16 protein-coding genes are annotated in these 21,699 nt (G+C 50.2%); 9 read left to right on the forward strand and 7 right to left on the reverse strand.

Going from position 1 to position 21,699, the window contains the following annotated elements:
• The first annotated feature begins 273 nt into the window (after positions 1-273).
• Entirely contained in the window at positions 274-4,509 is a 4,236-nt protein-coding gene (locus JNJ77_01475; protein ID MBL8821227.1) for a PKD domain-containing protein, read from the forward strand.
• Positions 4,510-4,602: 93 nt separating this feature from the next.
• A complete protein-coding gene (locus JNJ77_01480) occupies positions 4,603-5,754 on the forward strand; it encodes a VWA domain-containing protein (protein ID MBL8821228.1) in 1,152 nt (383 codons plus the stop codon).
• Here the strand turns inward: JNJ77_01480 and JNJ77_01485 are convergent.
• Positions 5,744-6,544: a sugar phosphate isomerase/epimerase gene (locus tag JNJ77_01485; protein ID MBL8821229.1), complete on the reverse strand. Its 801-nt coding sequence runs from the start codon at positions 6,542-6,544 to the stop codon at positions 5,744-5,746. The two genes, JNJ77_01480 and JNJ77_01485, sit on opposite strands and share 11 nt — an antisense overlap.
• Before the next feature lie 141 nt (positions 6,545-6,685).
• On the opposite strand from JNJ77_01485, the gene JNJ77_01490 reads away from it, so the two are divergent.
• Together JNJ77_01490 and JNJ77_01495 are read left to right on the forward strand one after the other, a co-directional pair.
• The gene (locus tag JNJ77_01490) at positions 6,686-7,333 is read left to right on the forward strand and encodes an MtnX-like HAD-IB family phosphatase (protein ID MBL8821230.1); all 648 of its coding nucleotides are present in this window, start codon (positions 6,686-6,688) and stop codon (positions 7,331-7,333) included.
• A 121-nt stretch (positions 7,334-7,454) separates the two neighbouring features.
• Positions 7,455-8,498 (forward strand): TlpA family protein disulfide reductase, encoded by a 1,044-nt coding sequence (locus JNJ77_01495; protein MBL8821231.1) that lies wholly within the window; start codon positions 7,455-7,457, stop codon positions 8,496-8,498.
• 46 nt (positions 8,499-8,544) lie between these two features.
• Here the strand turns inward: JNJ77_01495 and JNJ77_01500 are convergent, their stop codons facing one another.
• The 4 genes from JNJ77_01500 to JNJ77_01515 all read right to left on the reverse strand — a co-directional run bounded on the left by JNJ77_01500 (position 8,545) and on the right by JNJ77_01515 (position 13,531).
• Entirely contained in the window at positions 8,545-10,185 is a 1,641-nt protein-coding gene (locus tag JNJ77_01500; GenBank protein ID MBL8821232.1) for an RNA polymerase sigma factor, read from the reverse strand.
• Between the two features lie 156 nt (positions 10,186-10,341).
• The gene (locus JNJ77_01505; protein ID MBL8821233.1) at positions 10,342-11,076 is read right to left on the reverse strand and encodes a hypothetical protein; all 735 of its coding nucleotides are present in this window, start codon (positions 11,074-11,076) and stop codon (positions 10,342-10,344) included.
• Positions 11,077-11,105: 29 nt separating this feature from the next.
• Positions 11,106-12,227, reverse strand: a complete 1,122-nt coding sequence (locus JNJ77_01510; GenBank protein MBL8821234.1) for a PIN domain-containing protein — start codon at positions 12,225-12,227, stop codon at positions 11,106-11,108.
• A 125-nt stretch (positions 12,228-12,352) separates the two neighbouring features.
• A complete protein-coding gene (locus JNJ77_01515) occupies positions 12,353-13,531 on the reverse strand; it encodes a deoxyguanosinetriphosphate triphosphohydrolase (protein ID MBL8821235.1) in 1,179 nt (392 codons plus the stop codon).
• Between the two features lie 174 nt (positions 13,532-13,705).
• Between JNJ77_01515 and JNJ77_01520 the strand changes: the two genes are divergently transcribed.
• Genes JNJ77_01520 through JNJ77_01535 form a run of 4 tightly spaced genes read left to right on the forward strand, consistent with a single transcriptional unit; the run spans position 13,706 to position 16,694 of the window.
• Entirely contained in the window at positions 13,706-14,446 is a 741-nt protein-coding gene (locus tag JNJ77_01520; GenBank protein ID MBL8821236.1) for a MotA/TolQ/ExbB proton channel family protein, read from the forward strand.
• 27 nt (positions 14,447-14,473) lie between these two features.
• Complete coding sequence (locus JNJ77_01525; protein MBL8821237.1) at positions 14,474-15,178, forward strand: biopolymer transporter ExbD; 705 nt, start codon at positions 14,474-14,476, stop codon at positions 15,176-15,178.
• Positions 15,179-15,232: 54 nt separating this feature from the next.
• Positions 15,233-15,913 carry a biopolymer transporter ExbD gene (locus JNJ77_01530; protein ID MBL8821238.1) on the forward strand — a complete coding sequence of 227 codons (681 nt, stop codon included), beginning with the start codon at positions 15,233-15,235 and terminating at the stop codon, positions 15,911-15,913.
• Between the two features lie 7 nt (positions 15,914-15,920).
• Positions 15,921-16,694, forward strand: a complete 774-nt coding sequence (locus tag JNJ77_01535) for a hypothetical protein (protein MBL8821239.1) — start codon at positions 15,921-15,923, stop codon at positions 16,692-16,694.
• Between the two features lie 6 nt (positions 16,695-16,700).
• Here the strand turns inward: JNJ77_01535 and JNJ77_01540 are convergent, their stop codons facing one another.
• Both JNJ77_01540 and JNJ77_01545 read right to left on the reverse strand, forming a co-directional pair.
• Positions 16,701-17,918, reverse strand: coding sequence for a threonine synthase (locus JNJ77_01540; protein ID MBL8821240.1), 1,218 nt, complete (start codon positions 17,916-17,918; stop codon positions 16,701-16,703).
• Positions 17,919-17,920: 2 nt separating this feature from the next.
• The gene (locus tag JNJ77_01545) at positions 17,921-19,183 is read right to left on the reverse strand and encodes a competence/damage-inducible protein A (protein ID MBL8821241.1); all 1,263 of its coding nucleotides are present in this window, start codon (positions 19,181-19,183) and stop codon (positions 17,921-17,923) included.
• A 125-nt stretch (positions 19,184-19,308) separates the two neighbouring features.
• Here JNJ77_01545 and JNJ77_01550 point away from each other — a divergent pair, with 125 nt between their 5' ends.
• Positions 19,309-21,675: a CehA/McbA family metallohydrolase gene (locus tag JNJ77_01550; protein MBL8821242.1), complete on the forward strand. Its 2,367-nt coding sequence runs from the start codon at positions 19,309-19,311 to the stop codon at positions 21,673-21,675.
• The last annotated feature ends 24 nt before the right edge of the window (positions 21,676-21,699 follow it).

The raw sequence follows: 21,699 nt of genomic DNA on the forward strand, positions 1-21,699 counted from the left end.
TGAAAAAGCGAAAAATCCTTCATTCGTTTTATTTGACACATCAATTGCAGAACCTATTGTTGCTCAACTCGGAACCATGTTGCCCACACTTCTTCATGGTGCGAGTTGATCGCAACCTGTTGATGTCGACCTCCTCCGCCAGGTCCTTCTACAACCTTTGCGTTCTGCTGATTTTTCAGCAGCCGCTGAGGGTGCGCCCAGGAAAGACGAATCCATGTTTGCACCTCATTATCAATCGTTGCATACATGCGATTCACAACCGGAGTTCACTGAATGTCGCGTAAGAAACAACAACAATCACTTTCATGGAAACCTGTGATTGAGGTGCTCGAAGATCGCTATGTGATGGATGCCTGGGGATTAGCGCTCGATTTTGGAACACCGACCTCACCGGTTGATCAACTTTTCGACCAGTACGGAACAGATGTCTTTACTGCTGATAAAGGCAAGGGCTGGGCCAGCGCAAACGGATTGCAGGCTTACGACACAGGAGTTGGCACGGATCTTACCCGCGATGGTGTTCGGGCTAAACGCAACACATTTGTCATGAAGGTACCCAATGGTACTTACAAGGTAACTGCTACTCTGGGCGACGGCATTACTGTATCTGATCGTATCAGCATTTATGTGAATGGCACCAAGGTCGTCAATTCGTTCACTAACACCAAAGAACAGATTACCAAAATCAGTTTTTCCGCCAAAATCACCAAGGGCGAGTTACGACTTACCTTTGCTGATGAAGGTGGCAAAAACCAGTATTTCTCGCTGGCCGATCTGGAAGTTCAGCAAGTTGTCAAACCAAACGTAAAACCGTTGGTTGCAAGTATTGAAGCTCCGTCCGTACTCGATGAAGGAACTCAAGCAGTTTTCAATGCCAAGGTGACTGGCGGGAAAGGCCCGTATAAATACTCCTGGAATTTTGGCGATGGGAGTGCAACAAGCAGTTCTGCAAACCCAGCATACACATTCAAGGATAATGGTACTTATAAAGTTCAACTCAGTGTGAAGGACGCCATTGGGAAGATCGTTCGACATACCACGGAAATAGTCGTTAACAATGTAGCTCCGAACGCCACCATAGGCGCGTCGAATAAGGATTCGAGAGACAACACCTTCACATTCAATTCAATAGTTAACGATCCGAGTCTCGTCGATCAGCAGGCAGGATTCACCTACCGTTGGAATTTCGGTGATGGTGGCACAAGTCAACTGGCCAATCCAAGCCATGCATTCAGTGCCCCTGGTACTTATACTGTTGCGTTGGTGGTAGCAGATAAAGACGGTGGTTCATCTACCTCCACTACCACAGTGCAGATAGACGGTAATTCAACGCTGACTGCATCCATTGTGCCCAGCGTGGCTAATCCATCTGAAGGTCAACCTGTTAACTTTACAGCCCAGGTTTCCGGCGGCGTTGCCCCTTACACCTACGTTTGGAATTTAAATGGCCAGGAAGCAACATATTCCAGCTCCTACAACTATACGTTTGATGACAATGGCAGCCGGACTATTTCACTTACAGTAACCGATAAGAACCAGGTATCCACAACAGTACAGTTGCCTGTCAATATTTCGAATGTTGCACCGACTGCTATTTTCACGGGAACTGTAACCGGTGCCGCTGATCGCAATACATCCCCCACGGGTTCCGTGGTATTTCAGAATGCAACCGATATCTCAGCAGCCGATCGTGCTGCGGGCTTCCGATACAGCTTTGATTTCAACAAAGATGGAATTTTTGAAGTTGTAGATTCGACATCAGCCACCGCCCAGGTGCCAGGCAGTTACCTGCTGCCTGGTAACAATACCGTGCGCGGGCGGATCAAAGACAAAGATAATGGGTTTACCGACTACAACGCTGTGCTGGTAATTCCAGGAACGGGTGGTGATACTCAGGCGCCCACCGTCAATCTGACAACACCAACACCTCAATCGACCGTGACTGGTGTTATTCAGATTGCAGCGCTGGCTACGGATAATGTCGGCGTGGTGGGCGTCAGATTCCTGCTGGATAATCAGCAGATCGGCGCTGAAGTGACATCTGCTCCCTTCACGATGTCGTGGAATTCTGCTCAGGTCGGCAATGGTACTCATACTCTGAAGGCAATCGCCCGCGACGCAGCAGGCAATACAACGACGTCCGCTGTGGTGCAGTTTACCGTCAATAATGTAACATCCGTCGATACGACGGCTCCGACGGTGAACCTGACATCACCTGCGCCTGGATCAACAGTCTCGGGCATCGTGAATATTACTGCCAACGCATCGGATAATGTTGGCGTGGTAGGCGTGCAATTCCTGCTTAATAATCAGCCACTGGGTGCGGTAGATACATCAGCACCATATTCGTTCTCGTGGAATTCATCTCAAGTGAGTAACGGCACACATACATTGAGTGCGGTAGCACGTGATGCAGCGGGGAATACGACGACTGCCAGTGTGGTGCAAGTGACTGTCAACAACCAGACGGACACTGTAGCGCCAACCATCACGTTGACTTCACCAACTCATCTGTCGACAGTGACGGGTACCATTAACATCGTTGCCAACGCCAGCGATAATATTGGTGTAACGGGCGTTCAGTTCATGCTGAACAACCAGCCGTTGGGAGTGATGCAGACATCCGGGAACTACACCTACTCCTGGAATACAGCATTGGTGACTAATGGTACCCACATGCTGACGGCAGTAGCTCGTGATGCTGCAGGCAATACGACAACTGCAGGGACCGTGATTGTGACAGTCAGCAATCCTGTGGACGACGATCCGATTAATAAGCCGCTTCTCAATCAGGGGGACTTTACCTATTTAGGGTCGTTTAATCTTCCCAGATCTGCAAATGGATGGAGTTCGGCGTATACGACGGGTGGCTTAACGCATCGCTATGTTAACGGAAATCTTCAGTTCTTGACAACTAGCCATGTGTATTCTGGAGGGCTGGTTTATGAATTCAACTATCCTGGAATTGCTCAGGGGACAACATTACCAAGAGCAACAGTTGTAAGAAACTGGGGTGATGTCTATACAGGCAACAAATGGGTTGGAAATGATGGAGGAACTTCACAAATATCTGCAGGAGCTCCCACCTATGGTTTATACTATGATCAGAATCTTGGCAGACTCTACTGGAATTACGGGCATTGGTATAACGCTACTCATCCAAACAATCCCAGCATGGGTTATTCAATTTTAAATGACACAACTGGAATAGCTACTGGCGTTGGTGCCTGGAGACTCGAGAATCGTCCAGAGAAATTCAGTCGCGGGGGTACGCTTCGAATCCCCCAATGGTTTGCAGATGAATACACCGATGGGAAATCGCTTGGTGTCGGTTTTGGTGGCTATTTTTCAATAATCAGTAGTGGTAGCTTTGGTCCGTCATTAGCTGCTGTAAATGATCCTGACATAAATGCCAATCCTAATCGTTCAGCATTAGAAAATACACCTCTTGCTGGATACCCGCATGGCGCACCTGCTCGTGGCGAACGAAATCCCAATTACTATAGTACATATGATGGTGGAGCCTGGAATCCTGAAAATGGAGTGGGACATTGGACATGGAGTGACATCATCTATGGTAGTGCGACCTGGATAGATAATTCCAATTATGGTGGATTACTCTATCTGGCGAAAACAGGAACTGGAAATGTCTACTACCAGAATTCAGACCGACATGCGAGTGGATTCGTTTATGAATGGATGATTTATAATCCAAAAGATCTAGCGGATGTTGCATCTGGAATTAAGCAGCAGTGGGAAATCCAACCTCAATATCGATGGGTAGATAACGTACTTCCAAGTAGTCAAAATCCATGGTCTGGAGATGGATTAAGCCAGGTTGGTGGTGTCACTTTTGACTCGACAACCAATAGACTTTACGTTCTTGTCAATGCAGTTGATCGGGATTTATATGAATCCTTTCCCCGTATGTACGTATACCAGGTCGGCTCCATCACTGCCCCTAGTGGCATCAGTGAAACCGTTCCTGAAAATGTGATGCAACCTGAAAAGGCTGTTCAGGCAGATGCATCGCTGGTAAACAGTCTGGTCAAGCCGGTTGAGCAAACAAAAGTTCAACATCGCTTCCAGTTCGGTCTCAGTGATGCACCGACCGTGGAAGGTTATCAAAAAGTCTCCAAAACCAGTACTTTTTCAACAGATGTTGGCTTTGGCTGGCTCACCAAGGATCTGTGGAATGTCAAAAATGGGTCAGGTGATTCATTTGCAACTCAGGGACTCGGCACATCGAACGGTACCTTTGCTGTGAATTTGCCTAATGGTGAATATCGAGTCACCATCAGATTGGGGCATCCAACTCAGGCACTCAGCAAGATGGGTGTCTATCTGCAGGGCAGCAAAGTTCTGGAAGCCAACACGGCTGCCGGACAAAGTACGCCACGAACCTTTTCGGTGAAAGTGCATGATGGCAAACTGATGCTCAAGCTGGCAAACCTCAGCAGCACCACGAAAAACGTTGTGATTCAGTCGCTCGATATCGTCAGCAAGTAACATTGTACTCCATTGATGATTCCAAGCCTGCTAAGGATTCAGCAGGCTTGTTTTTTTGGATACCTGAACAGAGGTTGCCACTACACTATCCCCATGAACGATGAAACACGCCTGCGGCGCTGGCGTTTGATATTGGGTAGTGATGCCGGACCTTCTTCCGGTGAAGGACTTGCAGTTACGCTTTCCGAATCAGAGAGCCAGATGGATCGCATTCTCCAGGCTCTTTACGATTCCGATCGCAAAGCGGGGTTGGGCAATTCTTCGCCTCATGTCAACCGCTGGCTGGGTGACATTCGCACCTACTTTCCCGCTTCAGTAGTTAGAGTCATGCAGCAGGATGCCTTGCAGCGGCTCAAACTCACACAGTTGCTGTTCGAAAAAGAAACGCTTGATACTATTGTGCCTGACATCCACTTGGTCAGCACGTTGTTAACTTTGAAGAATGTTATTCCCAATAAAACCAAAGCAACAGCCAGGCTGGTGGTTCTGAAAGTCGTTGATGAGCTACAACGGAAGCTGCAGCAACCTCTCATGCAGGCAGTGCATGGATCGCTTCATCGAGCCAGTCGCACCAATCGACCTCGAGACAACGAGATTGACTGGCACCGAACGATACGGAAGAACCTGCAACATTACCAGCCTGATTATCGCACGGTGATTGCAGAGAAATTGACAGGTTTTCGGCGGAGAGCATCTGCCTTGCAGGATGTCATTTTGTGTGTTGATCAAAGTGGTTCCATGGCGTCTTCCGTAGTGTATTCGAGCGTATGTGCTGCTGTGCTGGCTTCGTTGAAAACATTGGCCATCCGCCTGGTGTTCTTCGACACCGCGGTTCTGGATATGACTGAATCGCTGCACGATCCTGTCGATATTCTCTTTGGCGCCCAACTGGGTGGTGGCACCGATATTCATCGTGCAGTGGCCTACTGTCAGCAGCACATTACCCGACCTGCAAAAACCACGATGGTTCTGATAACCGATCTGGTAGAAGGAGGCGATCGGCAGCAATTGGTGCAGCGTATCAGAGAAACCGTGCAGAGCGGAGTCCTGGTCATCTGCCTGCTGGCGCTCAGCGACAGCGGTGCAGCCTGTCATGATGAAACACTGGCCAGTGCTTTCGCTTCACAGGGTGTTCCCTGCTTTGCCTGTACGCCAGACGTTTTTCCAGAACTGATGTCTCAAGCATTACAGCGGCGCGACATTTCACAGTGGGCAGCACGAGAAAAACTGGTGCTTAAGCAGTAAAGACGGTACCGACCCCGAGTTTTCGCAGGAAGTTGGCTGCTTCACGAGCTCCATGAACAGGTAGTTGTGTAGCAGTCTGGCGAATGGTCATCGCTCCCTGGTAGCCACTGGCCTGCAAGGTGCCAAGCCAACTGAGCCAATCGATATCGCCATGCCCAACTGGCACTTCGCGTGCCGGGCGATCAATGCGACGAGGCACCGCATCGCGGGCATAACTGTGCAGCAAATGACCGCGCGTTGCCAGCAGCGTTGATTCAATAGGCTGCTTTTCCATTAACAGAGTTGCAGGATCAATTGATATACCAACATTTCCAGCCTCCAAAGAACGAACCAGGCTCAGCAGTACCTGAATTGGCTCTAGGCCAGCATCAAGTGCAATTTGACAGCCGATGCGATCACTGAATTGAGAGAGTTCTTGCAACGCCGTTCGCATCCGCAATCGCACCGGAGCATCGTCCTCTGCTGGTACTTCACCAATCCCCAGTAGAATCAGACGAGCGCCGAGATCAAACGATAACTGCATGGCTTTGCGCAGTCGTTCTAATCGTTGTTCCAGCCCATCCAGTTCTTCCAGTCCTCGTCGCAAGGGGCATCGCAAAGCAAACAGCTTCAGCAGATGTGAACTGAGTAGATGTCTGACTTCTCGGCGTGCTGTATCGCCCAGTGCATCCGGCCCAAGTGGGCCGACAGCGTCAAACACCATTCCCTGCAAACCAGCCTGCGCTGCGGTGATGACTGCTTCGCGCAGAGGTTGACCGAGCGATTCCAGTGTTATGCCCAGTGAAAACATCGTGATTCCAACCCCCTCACCCCTGGTCCCTCTCCCTCCAGGGGAGAGGGGAAAAGTCTGATGTTGATATTATCCTACACCCAGTCAGCCTGTTCTGTATCCTACCCCAACAAAGACTTCAGGATTTATGCGCAGATCCCAATGCTCCTTATTACCGATTTCGATGGCACTCTGGCCCGGCAAGATTTCTATCAACTGGTTGTTGCACATCTCCTGCCAGCCAATGTCCCCAATTACTGGCAGGATTATCTGCAGAAAAAACTGACGCATTTCGAAGTGCTCAAAAGTTATTTCGCTGAGATTCGATGCAGCGAGGCCGAGGTGGATAAGCTGCTGCAACGGATGGAACTGGAGCCGGAACTACCTTCGCTGTTGCAGCAACTCCACGAGCAAGGCTGGGAGGTAGTCATCGCTTCAGCAGGGTGTGCCTGGTACATTCAGAAACTGCTCAGTCATCTGGAGAGAGTTCCACCCATCCATTCAAATCCTGGTCGGTTTGTCGAAGGGCAGGGGCTTCTGATGAGTTTGCCGCACGGCATGCCCTTTTTCTGCCCCATTAATGGCATTGATAAAGCTGCTATCGTCAAAGCTGGCATTGCTAAGGCAGGGCAAGCACATGTTGCATATGCTGGAGATGGATTGACTGATGTCATACCTTCACTATTGGTAGATGAAAAATATCGTTTTGCCCGCGGTGATTTGTCAAGAGTGCTGGATGATAAGGAACAGAGATATCATCCGTTTGATCGCTGGCGTGATGTAGTTGCCCAGCTTCTCAAGTCTAAATAGCCAAATACTTTGATGAAAATCGCTTCATGATAATGGTCTAAATCACCCGGCATCATGTAATGGTAGAAACAGAATGTTTCCATTTTAATCGTGGAAAATTCACAATGAACTTGGAGTTACCATGTTGCGTTATTGGCTGAGTCTGACCCTGGTAGCATTGTGCTGCCTGTCGCTTGCCGCACAGGAAAAAGCAGGCAAACCGGAAACAACATTGAACATTGGCGATCCCGCTCCGAAGCTGGCGATTACCAAGTGGATGAAAGGGGATGCAGTTCAGGCTTTCAAGCCTGGCAATGTGTATGTTGTTGAATTCTGGGCGACCTGGTGTGGGCCATGCATTGCCTCCATGCCTCACATTTCCGAATTGCAGTCTGAATATCGCAGCAAGGGCCTGACCATCATTGGTCTCACTTCCAAAGATCCCAACAATTCGGAAGAACAGGTCACTGACTTTGTCAAGAACCGTGGCGACATCATGCAGTATAACGTAGCCTGGTGCGAAGATCGAGCTACCAACGATGCTTACATGAAAGCTGCTGGACGCAATGGAATTCCCTGTTCATTCGTTATTGATAAGCAAGGCAACGTTGCTTTCATTGGTCACCCTATGATTCTCGACGAAGTGTTGCCCAAGGTCATTGATGGCACCTGGAACGCCAAGGCAGAAGCCAAGGCTTTGGAAGAGAAGCTCGAAGCCACTTTTGAGAAACTACAGAAGGCTGGCCAGGATAATGAAAAGGGCTTGGAAATTTTTGCCTCCATCGAGAAAGACACTCCTCGACTGGCAACTCAGTTCGGCGATTTCAAACTCATGCTGCTCTTAAAGAACAAAAAGAGCGCTGAAGCTGAAGCACTTTTCAAAACTCTCTTCGAAAAATCAGCCAAGAAGAAAGATGCCAACAAGCTGACTTCCATCAGTCGCATGTGGGGCAATACCAGCATGAACACGGAAAAATACAAACTGGAACTGGCTGTTGAAGCTGCTGAAGAAGCACAGAAGCTGGCAGGCCCCAAGGATATCGGCAGTCTGCTGGCTGCAGCCCAGGCTTACGATGCAGTAGGCAACAAAGCCAAAGCTTCTGAAGCTGCTGACAAAGCCATTACAGCAGCACCTGATCAACTGAAGGATCGGATCAAGCAGATGGTTGAGAAGTATAAGAAGTAAACTGAACGTTTTAATGATCATGCCCACGGACTGCGGTTCGTGGGCTTTATTTGTTTGTGACCGGAGTTAAGTTGAAAACGTGCTGCTTTCCCACATGGTACTTAAGCGTCAGGGTTAACGGCCTGTTTAATCGCAGGAACACATAGACATATTCCTTTTCTTGAATGACAGTGCGTTTTACCGCCAGCACTTCAATGTTATCCGCCAGTTTTTCTGTCTTGGATATCCCTTGTTCTGATTTTACTTCTACTTCAATTTTCAGTCGATCACCTTCCTTGATCTTACCAGCTCGTTCAACATCCAACTTGAGTCCATGGACGACATCGCCTGGTCGCAGCATCGCACTCAACTTATCTTCCAATTCATAGCTCAATTTCATGCGACGGAAAACGACAACTTTTTTTGCTTGCTGTGGCGAGAGAGGCAGAACCACTTCACGATTGGCAATTGGTTTCCCGTCACCATCCAGCTTATAGTGAATTTTGCCATCGAAAGTGATTTCCAGAGTTTCGCCTTGTTGGACATAGCTACCCATAAATCGTTCAACTAAATGAGTAGGCCACTCAGAAGGCTTATTCTCACCTTGGAGTAATGCTGCATCATTATTGTAATCAACCAGTTCGATGCGCTTCTGTTCAGGTAGAAGTTTGAACGTTTTCAGCTCAGTGACCTTGGGTTGAAATGATTTTGTCCCATCCATTTCCATCGGATGGTAACGCATGCGATAGGAATTTCCTTCAAAGATAATATCTTCTGCAGCTACAATCTTCCCCGTGACCTCGTTGAGAATGTGCCTGGTCCAGGCACCCTGCAGCTTGGCCAACTCTGCAGGTTCCTGTGTATGCAGTTCGTGAGTTATCGGAGAGATAATCATTGAATCGGCAGCAGGTTCTTCTTGAGCAAGCACTTTCCAGCCAACGACCAAGCCGCAGATCAGTAGTGCGACTGATACAACTATGATTGATCGGAAGGTAAACACCATTAGTATGGCTCCATGCGCCAATGTAATCACGGATGCAGAACTGCCTCCTTGAATGGCTTGAACAGTTCGTGAAATCAATCCTGCTGGCAGTGATGCATAGACTTCAGGTAGCAAAAGAGCATGCAGTGCTGCTGGAACGCAACCTTGCTTCATCAAGCGTGAACGTAACAAAGATTTGGCACGTGAAAGACGGCCAGCCACCGTCCCAACCGGCCAGCCCAGGATTCTGGCTGCCTGTTGGTGAGTTTGACCCTGCAAACAGCAGAGAATCAATGGATCACGATAATATTGCGGCAGATGATTGACCGCACTATCCAGTTCCTCGAAATCATTACCTGCGTTGTCGAAAACCGCTTCGGTGCGAGCTATTCTTTCTGCACGTTGCTTTTCACGAACTTGCGTGCGTTGAAGACGTTTTGCTATTCGCAACGTTATTCCATAGAGCCAGCATGCCAGTGAAGAACGTTGCTGAAATAATTTTCCCTGTTGACAGAGCACCAGAAAGACTGCCTGGAAGACATCTTCCGCATCAGCCTGACTGAGCCGCATCCGACGACAAACGCCCCAAACGAGCGGTCCGTGCCTCGAAAGTAGTAACGTGAATGAATACTCATCGCGTTTCGATAACCACAATGCAAGTAGTTCTGCATCAGTCGAGGTACGATGTCTTGAGATTGATTGAACAATGGTCGTGGTCAATGTCATAAACGGACTCATTCACGTTACGGATATGTAATAGTTCCCAAGAGTGTTGAGATGCATACACCAGTATTATCATTATTTTTGGGAGTAATAGATATCCAGAAATTAAACCCACGGACTGCGGTCCGTGGGCTTTTATTTGGGTGATGCACTTATTAACTACGGCGTCCCATTTCCCAATTCCATTAGTCGTTTGCGGGCTTCATCTTGCCGCTTCGGATCAGAAGTCCGGCTCATTTCCTCACGATATAACTGCACCGCTTTACTGCGATCATTCAGCGTCCGGTCATACAATCGGGCAGCTCGCAATCTCGCTTCATTCGTCGTCTGGGAGTTCCACTGGAAGCTGCGTTCGTAATACATCGCAGCCCGGCGGTATTGCTTGAATGAACGGCTTTCGTACACATCTCCCAGATGAAAAGCAGTTTCAGAAAGCTTATCACTCTGTGGATAAAGATTGATCAACTGTTGAAGCAGCAATTCAGCTCGACGGTAATTGTCATCAGATTCCTGCCCCCAGCCTTTCGACTTGAAAGCCACGGCCCGGCGGAAGAGTTCATTGGCTTCCGGGATATTCTGATTCGGAGTCAGAGTAGGAGGGGGAACATCGAGTTCCAATCGGTAAGCACGTTTGGAGATGCGATGGTAGCTGAGGAGTTCTTCTTCGACCTGTCGGACACGCTCAAAGTCTCCCATCTTGAGATAGAAAGCGCGCAGATCTTCCATGGAAGTCTGATATTCATGGCGGGCAGCGAGCAGACGTTTCACGGCAACTACATCATCGTTTGCCTGGTTGGCATTGGCTTCCTGGCCTGCTTTACGTTCCTGTGCCAGTAGCGCCAGCGGAGAAATTGCCAGCAATGTGAGGATAACAATACGTGAATGATACGTCATGATGCACAATCCCCGTAGCTGGGGCTGCATCATGTCGCTTTCACCTCTTCTGGTGCTCCCAATGCCGGGTGCGAGGTGGATGACAGCCCCGATTTACCATCCGTTCTGCCGAAGATCATACGACCGGCAGAAGTCTGTAGCACGCTGGTAACGGTCATGTGAACATCCTGGCCAATCAAGGCCCGGCCCTGTTCCACCACCACCATCGTGCCATCGTCCAGGTAACCTACGCCTTGGCCGATCTGGTCGCCTGGTTTAATGAGTTTGACCTTGAGCACTTCGCCGGGCAGAGCAACCGACTTCAGTGCATTGGCTAACTCATTAATGTTGATCACTTCCACGCCTTGCAACTGGGCTACCTTGTTCAGGTTGTAATCGTTAGTTACAACCCTGGCGCTCAGCGTCTTGGCGAGAACGACCAGCTTCTGATCAACTTCATGCACATCCTGCAGTTCCGGAATATTGCCTTCATGAATGATCAGGTCTACCTTGGGGTTGGCCTGCATTCGCTTGAGCATATCCATTCCGCGCCGACCACGGTTTCGCTTCAGCTTATCCGTCGAGTCAGCAACGTTCTGCAGTTCCTGCAGTACGAAGCGTGGCACAATCAGTCTTGTGTCGATAATCTTCGTATCGCTGATATCGGCAATGCGGCCATCAATAATGACACTGGTATCCAGTACCAGAGCCCTGCTGCCTTTGATCTGTTTGGAAAATTCCACGTAGGGAATGATAAACCGGAAATCATCTTTAGTCTGATAAAGCGTGCTGACACAGATGTAACAGAAAAACAGGGTAATCAGAATGCGCAGCGGGGTATTCAACCAGCGAGATGCGTCCGTTTCCACCAGTGGGAAAATGGCGGAACTGAACAGATGGCCAAATAACAAGCCTAGAAGCAGGCCGAAATAAATGGCTGAGATGGTGGTGATTTGCTTGTTCTTGATGATGATGTCGAGTGCGACAATGCCGATGCCCAGCAAAACGATCATGACTAGATAAATAAAGGGGATGGCATAGAAACCACCACCCGTTGCTTTGGGATCAACCTGGGAAGTGCCTTGTATGGCAAAACCGGTTGCAACTCCCAATATGCAAAGCAGAAATACGCCACGAATAATCCAGATAAGGATCGATCCGGGTTTCGTCATGGGACCCCCGTTATTTCATCCTGGAACAGACCATGCAACGTCCCTGCAAGCAGGGTAAGTAAAATAATGGTGTTCGTAAGGCTACGCTGCGAGTCTGTCGGTGGGATAAAAAGCCAGCCTCACGATCATATTACTATCTTATCCGATTTTTCATGAGATTGGTATAGTTTATGATATTCTGCCACAGCCAGTCGGTCCGTCATGCCAGCCAAATAGTCACTGACAGTACGATAGGTATTGCTTACTTTTGCTTTTTCTGCATGAAAAGAAGGCATTTGCGATGGATCAGCTGCATAGGCAGCAAAAAGCTGTTGAACGATAACCTTTCCCCGGCTTGCCATCTTCAATACCTGTGGATGATGGTAGACCTTTTCGTGTAGAAAATGCCTAAACTCATCGACCATGCTAGTGATTGCATCTCCTTCGCTGACGATAGGCTCAGCCAGTTGTTTGGCATCGTAAGGTGATTGAAGCCTGGCGTTGACAATGCGTTGTCGGGTTTGTTCCAGCATGGCTCGTTCACGTTGCGCAAGGAGGTTGCGAAGCACGGTGGGAATCAGTCGGTTGGCAGGGAGTTTACCAAACTGTTTTTCGACGTGTTCTTCGGCATCGCTCCAACATCTCAATTGCCTGATTTCATCCAGCGTGATCAGGTGCACGCCAAAGGCATCATCAATGTCGTGTATGTCATACACAATACTGTCCGCTGCATCGACCACCTGTGCTTCCAGTGTAGGTTGCCTTACCATTTCCGTTTGGGGTTGTGCGTGATGGTTTCGATACTGTGCCACCTGAGGCACCAAAGGACGCTTGCTATGGAAAGCGAGAGATTCACGCAGCTCCCATGTGAGGTTCAATCCTGGGAAGGTGGGGTATCGCTGTTCCAGTTCTTCTACAATCCGAAGGCCCTGCCAGTTGTGCTCAAAGCCACCATGCTCCTTCAGGCATGCATCCAGTGCAGCTTCGCCTGCGTGGCCAAAGGGTGGATGTCCCAGATCATGAGCCAGTGCAATGGCTTCGGTCAGGTCTTCATTCAGACGAAGTTCACGGGCAATGGTGCGACTGACTTGTGCAACCTCGAGCGTGTGTGTCAGTCGGGTGCGATGGTGATCATTCGTGCCCCAGACCAGCACCTGAGTCTTGGCTGTTAACCTTCGAAATGCAGAAGCATGCAGTATGCGATCACGATCACGTTGATAAAAACCCCGATACGGATGGCCAGGCTCATCATGAAGCCTGCCTAAAGAATCGGCTTCACGCATGGCATAGTTCGCCAGGTCTTTTTCATGTCTGGAATCACTCATATTGAAATCGTATCAAAACTTATCGGTCAGCAGTCTGTAAATCGTGTCTGAATGTAAGAAACCTGGCGAAAACGAACTGGAAAAATGCAAGTAAGACTGTTGCACGATGTCGCTGGTAAGATAGGATAAAGTATCAACCCTGTTTCAGAGTCTTATTTAGTTGGAACACCAACGATGCCCCATTCGTTTTTATTTGCAGAAAGTGCCTTCATCAAGTTTGTCACTCATGACACGCTCTTTGCAGTAATCCTGTTCGCAATGACCTTTATCGGTGCAACCTTGGTGGTCTGGCGACTTTGGCTGAATTATAACGCTAAGACTGATCTGAATCTGTTTCTCCCCAAGTTTCAGGAAATTCTGAACAAGGAAGGCATCGATGGAGCATTGAAGTTCTGCAAAGCTCAGCCCAAGAACGAACACATTCCCAGTACACTCTTTGTTGCTGGATTGGAAAAGCACAAAGAGGGTCTAGCAGCTATGCGTAAAGCCATGGCGAATGCTGTCGATCTGGAAATTATTCCCGCACTGAATTTCCTGCTTCCCACCATTCTGGCTTTTGCCAAGATTGCAACCATGGTTGGGTTGCTCTTTACCATTATCTCGATGATTGGAACCTTCTCGGCATTGGGTGAAGCCAGTGAGAAGGGGACCGGTGGACAGGCTCAGGCGAGTGCCGAAATCGGTTTGGCACTCTTTGCAACGATGCTGGGATTGCTCACTGCAATTCCACTGGTGTTCACTCACACGCTGTGCAAAGCCTGGACACACAAGTTCGAGATCAAGATGAAGAATGCCGGGCAGAAGTTACTGTTGCTGACCCAGGCAGCCAAGACCACGCCACCCATGCAGGGTGCTGCAGTGCCCATGGCGGCAGCGGTAGCCGGCCGGCCGATGGCTGCTCAAACGGTTCGCTAATCTTTCTCTTGCGAGTAATGCATCAAGATGCCCGCAGACACCCCCCGTTTCTTCAATGTCTGGCTTGTTCAGCCTAACACCGTCTATCGGGGTGTGCCTTTTTCTGTCGTCTGCGACTGGATACAGGAAGGCAGGCTACTTGGACGTGATTGTGTGCGTACTCCCGGTGCACCCGCCTGGGAATATCTCGATGCCCACCCGCTGTTTCAACCTTATTTTGGCCTAGGTGGGTTGCCCACAGCACAGGATGCTGCGGAAGCGCTTGAACCTATCGAGATCGATTTTGCAGCAGCCAAAAAACCGGAGGAAGAGGATGAAGATGTTGACATGATTCCGCTGATTGATATCAGCATGGTTCTCCTCGTGTTCTTCATGATGACGGCTCAGAATCTGATTACCGCTGCACCCTTCAAGATTCCGGCTGTCAAGATTTCGGAAATCTCTGACAGGCAAGGCAATGTCACCATCAGTGCCCGTCGCGATGTGGATGATGAAACTAAAATAGCTTATCACTTTAAGGAAAACTATACCGACAAATTCACTGAACAGGAAGTGCTGGACAAGGTGCGGGAGGAAAAGGCTGGTGCCGGTATGCAGTTGAAGATCGTACTGCAGGTTGAAGCTACATTACCTTTTGAAAAGGTACAGTCGCTGATGATGGGGCTGGAGCGTATGGGAATCAAGAATTATGTTGCCAAGGTTGCACCAGCAGCCCAGGCAGGTGGAGAATAGTCCCCGTGATTCATCGCGGGTTTTCGAACGGTTACGCTTTCAAGGAATAACGGCATGTCGTGGCGATTACGTCATGAAGGTTCACCGCAGCCGATTGCTCAGCCTCTCACCACTGAGCAGATCGTTGAAGGGCTGAAAGATGGCGTTTATGCCACGACCGATGAAGTGCGTGGCCCCAGCGATTCCAACTGGGTTCGTCTGGAAAATCATCCATATTTTGCAGAAGTCTCAGAAGTCATTCAGGACATCGAAAGCGAAGCTACGCACGAAGCGGATGATAACAACATCGATATGAATCCGCTGATCGACGTGTGTCTGGTATTGCTGGTGTTTTTCATTCTTGCCACCACCATGTCGGTCATGGAAAGGGTGATGCGTCTGCCTGCGAACCAGAAAAATGATCAGGAACCGCGTGTACTTCCACCCGAACTGACGCAGAAGTACATCATGCTCCGCGTTGAGAAAAAAGGGGCTGCCACCCAATTCAAAGTGAATGAATACGTGGCAGATGATGATGACAAATTGCTTCGCGAACTGGAACGGCTTGTCCGCGAAGGCAAAACGGAACTCATTCTGGATATTGGCCCTGGCGTTGATTTTGGCAGCTACACCAAGGCTGTTGAAAAAGCGGGTGAAGCTCGCGTGACGCGTATTCTCACGAAAGCGGTGGCGAAACCCGGGAAACGAGGCGCTGGTCCGCCGGCAAAAGCTGCTGCTCCGGCGCCAGCCAAGTAGGCTGTTCATGCCCGCTGTTGTTACGTTACGTCATCCCCTGATTTTAGTACATGGCCTGTTTGGCTTCGATTCTTTCCGAATCGCTGGCTGGCAGGCCATGAACTATTTTCGGGGCATCGGGGAAGCACTCAAAGCGAAAGGTCACCGTGTCACTGCGCCGCGGCTTAGTCCGATGGGTGGCGTGGCAGATCGTGCCAGGCAACTGACCGAGTTCATTCAACAGACACATCCCAACGAAAAAGTGCATCTGATGGCTCACAGCATGGGTGGGCTGGACTGCAGGTATGCAGTGACCTGCCTGGGGCTTGATCAACATGCTCTTTCACTTACCACCATCGGCACACCACACCAGGGCACCACTGCTGCAGATATTGGCGTCAGCAGGCTGGAAGGCTACATCAAGCCCTGGCTTCGCTATCTCAACATTCCGCACAATGCCTTTTACGATCTGATGACCGATCGCTGCCAGGCGTTTAACGAAAAAGTAATAGATGTTCCGAGTATACAGTACTATGCGGTGGCTGGTCGCAATTCTGGCGCCTGGCTCAGCCCCGAATGGTGGGTTTCCTACGGCATCGTAATGCTTCGCGAAGGTGCTAACGATGGCATCGTTTCCATCAAGTCTGCGGTGCATCACTATGAGCATGAAATCTGGGATGGTGACCATTTGAGCCTGGTCAACTGGCCGAATCCTCGAGCCATCGCCCAGGGCATCTGGCGAGCCAGGCAGGATCAGTATTTTGCGCTGGTGGATCGATTGTCGGATTTCGAAAATATGTAACCAGTATTACATCTTATTCCAATCCATCGCCTCATCCTTGTTCAACTTCGGCAACTTGAGCGGCACAGCTTCCAGGTACTTCTGGGCAGCACCAGTGTTGAAGACCACAACGTGTTCTGATGGGTCAATCAGACTCTCTTTCACCAATCGGTGTAATACATCGAGGCAGATAGCCGTTTCCGGACACAGGCTGATGCCTTCCAGCGAACCGGCCTGTTTCATCCAGTGGCCGATGCTGTCTTCTGTTCCCGTCAATGCTTGCCCACCACTGGCACGAATGGCATCCAGCATCATGAAATCTCCAACAGCTACCGGCACACGCAATCCGCTGGCTGCCGTGTGTGCATTGGGGAAAGGCTCTGCAAACCGTTCCCCCTTGGCAAAGGCAGTGGCGATTGGCGAACAGCCTTCACTCTGGCAACTGTACAATCGTGGAAGCTGTTCGCTCCGTAACCAGCCCAATTGTTTCAGTTCGTCAAACGCTTTCCACATGCCGATAAGGCCTGTACCGCCACCGGTTGGATAAAAGATGGATGCGGGCAACTTCCAGTCCATCTGCTCCGCCAGTTCCAGCCCCATTGTTTTCTTGCCTTCCAGCCGATAAGGCTCTTTGAGTGTGGATAAGTCGAACCAGCCCATAGGCTCTTTTCCCTGCTTGACGATCTTGCCACAATCGTTGATCAAACCATTGACGAGAAAAACACGCGCGCCCAGCAAAGCTGCTTCAAACTGGTTGACTTGCGGAGTGTCTTCAGGCATGAAGACGAATACTTCCATGCCTGCACGAGCACCATAGGCTGCTGCAGCGCCACCGGCGTTGCCTGCTGTGGGCAGGGCCACTCGGCGGATGCCAAGCGCTTTGGCCATGCTGATGGCTGCAGTCATTCCACGCGATTTGAATGAACCGGTAGGCAACTGCGATTCATCCTTGATCCACAATTGTTTAAGGCCAATTGCCTGGCCCAGTCGTGGGCAGGGCAGCAATGGTGACATACCTTCACCCAGCGTCACCGGTTCAAACTCACTTGGAAGCGGGAGCAGTTCACGGTATCGCCAGAGCGATGGTTCTCGCCGGGCTATCTCTGTGGTTGTTATCGCCCGTTTGATGGCAGGCAGATCGTATCGCACCCAGAGCGGCCGATCAGCATGCATTCCCAGAATCTGCATCGGCTCAAACCGGGTTCCATCGATCGCACTTTCCAGATGGGTGACAAAGCAAGACATGGTTATTCCTTGAGTAAAGCAAGTCGCAAGGCATTGAGTGCGACCTTGGCAACACGGTTCATTACGTCGAGCCGGCCATGAGCCAGGGCATTGACCTGGTGGCTGATGACGCCAAATGGCCCGGCAACACCGATGTAGGCCAGCCCCACGGGTTTGGTAGGTGTAGCACCGCCCGGTCCGGCAATGCCGGTGGTGCTCACCGCCCACTGAGCGGCAAATTGTTCGCGAGCACCATTCGCCATCGCCTCAGCTACTTCAGCACTGACTGCGCCATGCTGAGTAATTAACTCGGCTGGTACACCGAGTTGTTTAACCTTGGCATCATTGGCATAGGCCACGCAGCCTCCAAGAAAGAACTCGCTGATGCCAGGAATCTGGCACAGCCGGTTCATCACCAGGCCGCCGGTCAGACTTTCTGCAACAGAGAGCGTTGTCTTCTTCAGTGCCAGGAGATGAGCAACGGCGTGTTGCAGTTCTTCGTCTCCGGTGCCGAATACCATGTTGCCAAAGCGTTCACGAATGGTTGTTTCAACAGGGGCTATCTGTGCTAATGCTTCTGCTTCATCCTTCCCTGATCCGAAAATGCGTAGCGAAATGGTTGCATCACTCGCGGTAATACCCACTTCAGGCACATGTCCTCGTCGAGTGAGATCCATCACTTTCTCTTCGACTGCAGCTTCGCCCAGGCCGAAGAGGTTCAGCTTGCGTTCGAGAATGATGCCTGCGTGGTCTGTAAACTGCTCACTGATTAGCGGTTTAGCCTGCTCCTGAAACATTCGATGCATTTCACGAGGTACGCCGGGCATGGCGAGAAATACGGCAGGTGATTGATCCTGGCGAGGAACAGCAAGCCAGATACCAGGAGCTGTGCCGACCGGATTGGGCAACGGTTTGGCACCGCTCGGGAAATAGGCCTGAACGCGGTTTCGCTCGGTCATCTTTCGGCCAATTTTTTCAAACAACGCAGCGATGGCATCCAGGCAATTTTGATCGAGGACCAGTTCCACCCCTGCCACTGCAGCAAGCACTTCGCGAGTCAGGTCATCCTGTGTTGGTCCCAGTCCTCCCGTAATGACAATCAAATCTGCACGTTGCAGTGCCACACGAAACGCTGTAATGTTTTCATTCAGGTCGTCGGCGAGAGTTGTGTGAAAGCGGACAGGGATGCCCATCGCCTGCAGTTCGCGGCTTAGCCATTGTGAGTTGGTATCGAGATTGCGACCTGAGGTGATCTCGCTGCCAATAGAGATGATCTCTGCTTTCATGGTAATCTCGAACAGTGTTCTGTTGTGCCGTTTGCACTTTGGCGGGTTTTCTCATTACATCATAGCGTTTGCAGCGATATCACGTTAGACTTACTGAAATAGTCCCATGAAAAGAGAGGTGTTCCATGTTGTGGAGCATGAATGCATTACTTTGCTTACTGTTAGTCACTAGTGCGCCTGACATTATCCAGGATGTGGAGCCGCAACCCCTGTCGGCTCAGGTGGAACGACTGGTGCAGGCACTCGATTTTCTGGGCAAACCTCTCGATGCTGCCAGCAAGCCAAAGATTCTGAAGGCCATTACTGATCGTAATGTTGTCGCTTTGCAGGAAACGCTCGATCCCCATGCATTGCTGGTGGTAAACATTAATCCTGAAGCAAGAGTAAAAGTCGCTAGGGGTCCAGCGAGTGCTGTGTTACAACAATCGGGGTATACGCCAGTGCTTATCAAAGTTGTTAACGAAAGCACGGTGAAGAAGCCGCTACGCATCAGCAGTCCGCAGGCAGGTACCGTTTATTCCGGGGCAGGTCGTAATGAGCGAGCCCACGATGCTGATGCGAAAATCGTTCAGCGATTCGCAGAACTGGAAATGTACACCGCACCACCCATGACTGCAGAACTCAGTGGCTTGAAAGTGGAATACGCTTTGGCACTGATTTACAGCAGTGAAGCAGGCAAGAGGGAAATTACCATCAGTTTTGACATTGGACAGGGTACACAGGATCTGGGTTTTCGTGCTGAGGTTCCTGTTCTCTTTGACATCAAGCCTGCTGTTCCAGTCAGTATCAGAGTATCAGATGTGGATGGTTCTCCCACGGTAGGTCGATTCACCTTCAAAGACAAGCAAGGGCATATCTATCCGCCTCAAGCCAAGCGATTGCGGCCCGATCTGTTCTTCCAGCAGCAGATCTACCGTGCTGATGGTGGCACCGTTCTGCTCCCGCCCGGGGAGTTTCGAGTCGAATATGGCCGAGGGCCGGAGTACGATCTGAAAACCATGAATTTCACGGTGAAGGCAGACCAGGGCAAGCAGGAGTTAGCAGTCAAACTTTCACGATGGATCAACCCGGTTGATTTTGGCTATTACAGTGGCGATCATCACATTCATGCAGCAGGATGTGCTCATTACACGAATCCAACAGAAGGTATCTTCCCTGAAGACATGTTCCTGCATGTCAAAGGTGAAGCATTAAACGTAGGCTGCTGCCTCACCTGGGGGCCTTGCTACAACTTCCAGCGTCGATTCTTTGCTTCCGAGCCTTGGAAAAAGAGTGAGCCTTTCACGGTGCTGAAGTATGATGTGGAAGTGAGCGGGTTCGGATCGCAAGCCATGGGGCATGTTTGCCTGCTGAATCTGAAAGATCAGACGTATCCTGGATCCGAAGGCACCAAGACGCGAGGCTGGCCCACTTGGACCACTCCTCTGATGCGCTGGGCCAAGGCACAGGGTGGCGTGACCGGCTATGCGCACTCTGCAAACGGCTTGGGTGTGCACACGGAAAAATCTACCCGCCGACTCATGCAACTGCTTGATCAGAAGAAACAGGGGTACTTCACCAAGGCTGATGCGAGTTCCGTTCGCTGGCCATTACCAGAGGCTTTTGAAAAGGTCGATGCGGATGGTGATGGGCAGGTGATCGAACGGGAACTGATGCAGAGTACTCGCAGAACTTCGACGCAGTTGCCCAATCTGGTGATTCCCGAAATGAACGGCATCGGGGCACAGGAAATTTGTGTTACGACGTCACTGGGAGTCTGCGATTTTATTTCAGCGATGGATACCGAACGTGTGCCTGAATGGAACTGCTGGTATCATCTGCTTAATTGTGGCTTCCCTTTGAAGGTTTCAGGGGAAACCGATTTCCCCTGCATCAGCGGTGGCCGGGTAGGGCAGGGGCGTGTTTATGTCAACCTTGGCAAGGTCAGCAGTGTGAACTTCGCTGACTGGTGCCAGGGTATTGCCAAGGGGCAATCCTATGTTTCCGATGGCTACGCCCATGCCTTTGATTTTGAACTCGGTGGCGTTGCCTTGGGTGAGGGAGAAAAGCACATTGCATTCCCAGGCATTGTTCATGGCAAAGCGAAAGTCGCCTTCCAGGGCGATATGCCACTCGGTACTGCAGTCGGTGGTCGTGTAGCAAAGAGTTCAGAACGCACGGTTGAACTGATCGAAAATGGGCAAGTCATTGCAAAACATGTGGTTCCTGCAGATGGGAAGGTGCATGACGTGGCATTTGATATTCCGGTGAAAATGAGCAGTTGGTATGCACTTCGCTGCTATCCGCAACTGCACACCAATCCGATCAATGTCATCGTAGGCAAGAAGCCTATTCGGGCTTCCAAAGAAAGCGCCAAATGGTGCATCGGCGTCATTGAGCAGTTATGGGCTGTGCGTGAGAAGGATATCAGGGAAGAAGAACGACCCGCAGCGAGAAAAGCATTTGATGAGGCATTGGCGATATATCACAAGATAGTAGCCGAGGCAGAATAGTTCACGTTATCAAAAAAGCCTGCA

This window comes from Planctomycetia bacterium, assembly GCA_016795155.1.
Taxonomy (GTDB): domain Bacteria; phylum Planctomycetota; class Planctomycetia; order Gemmatales; family HRBIN36; genus JAEUIE01.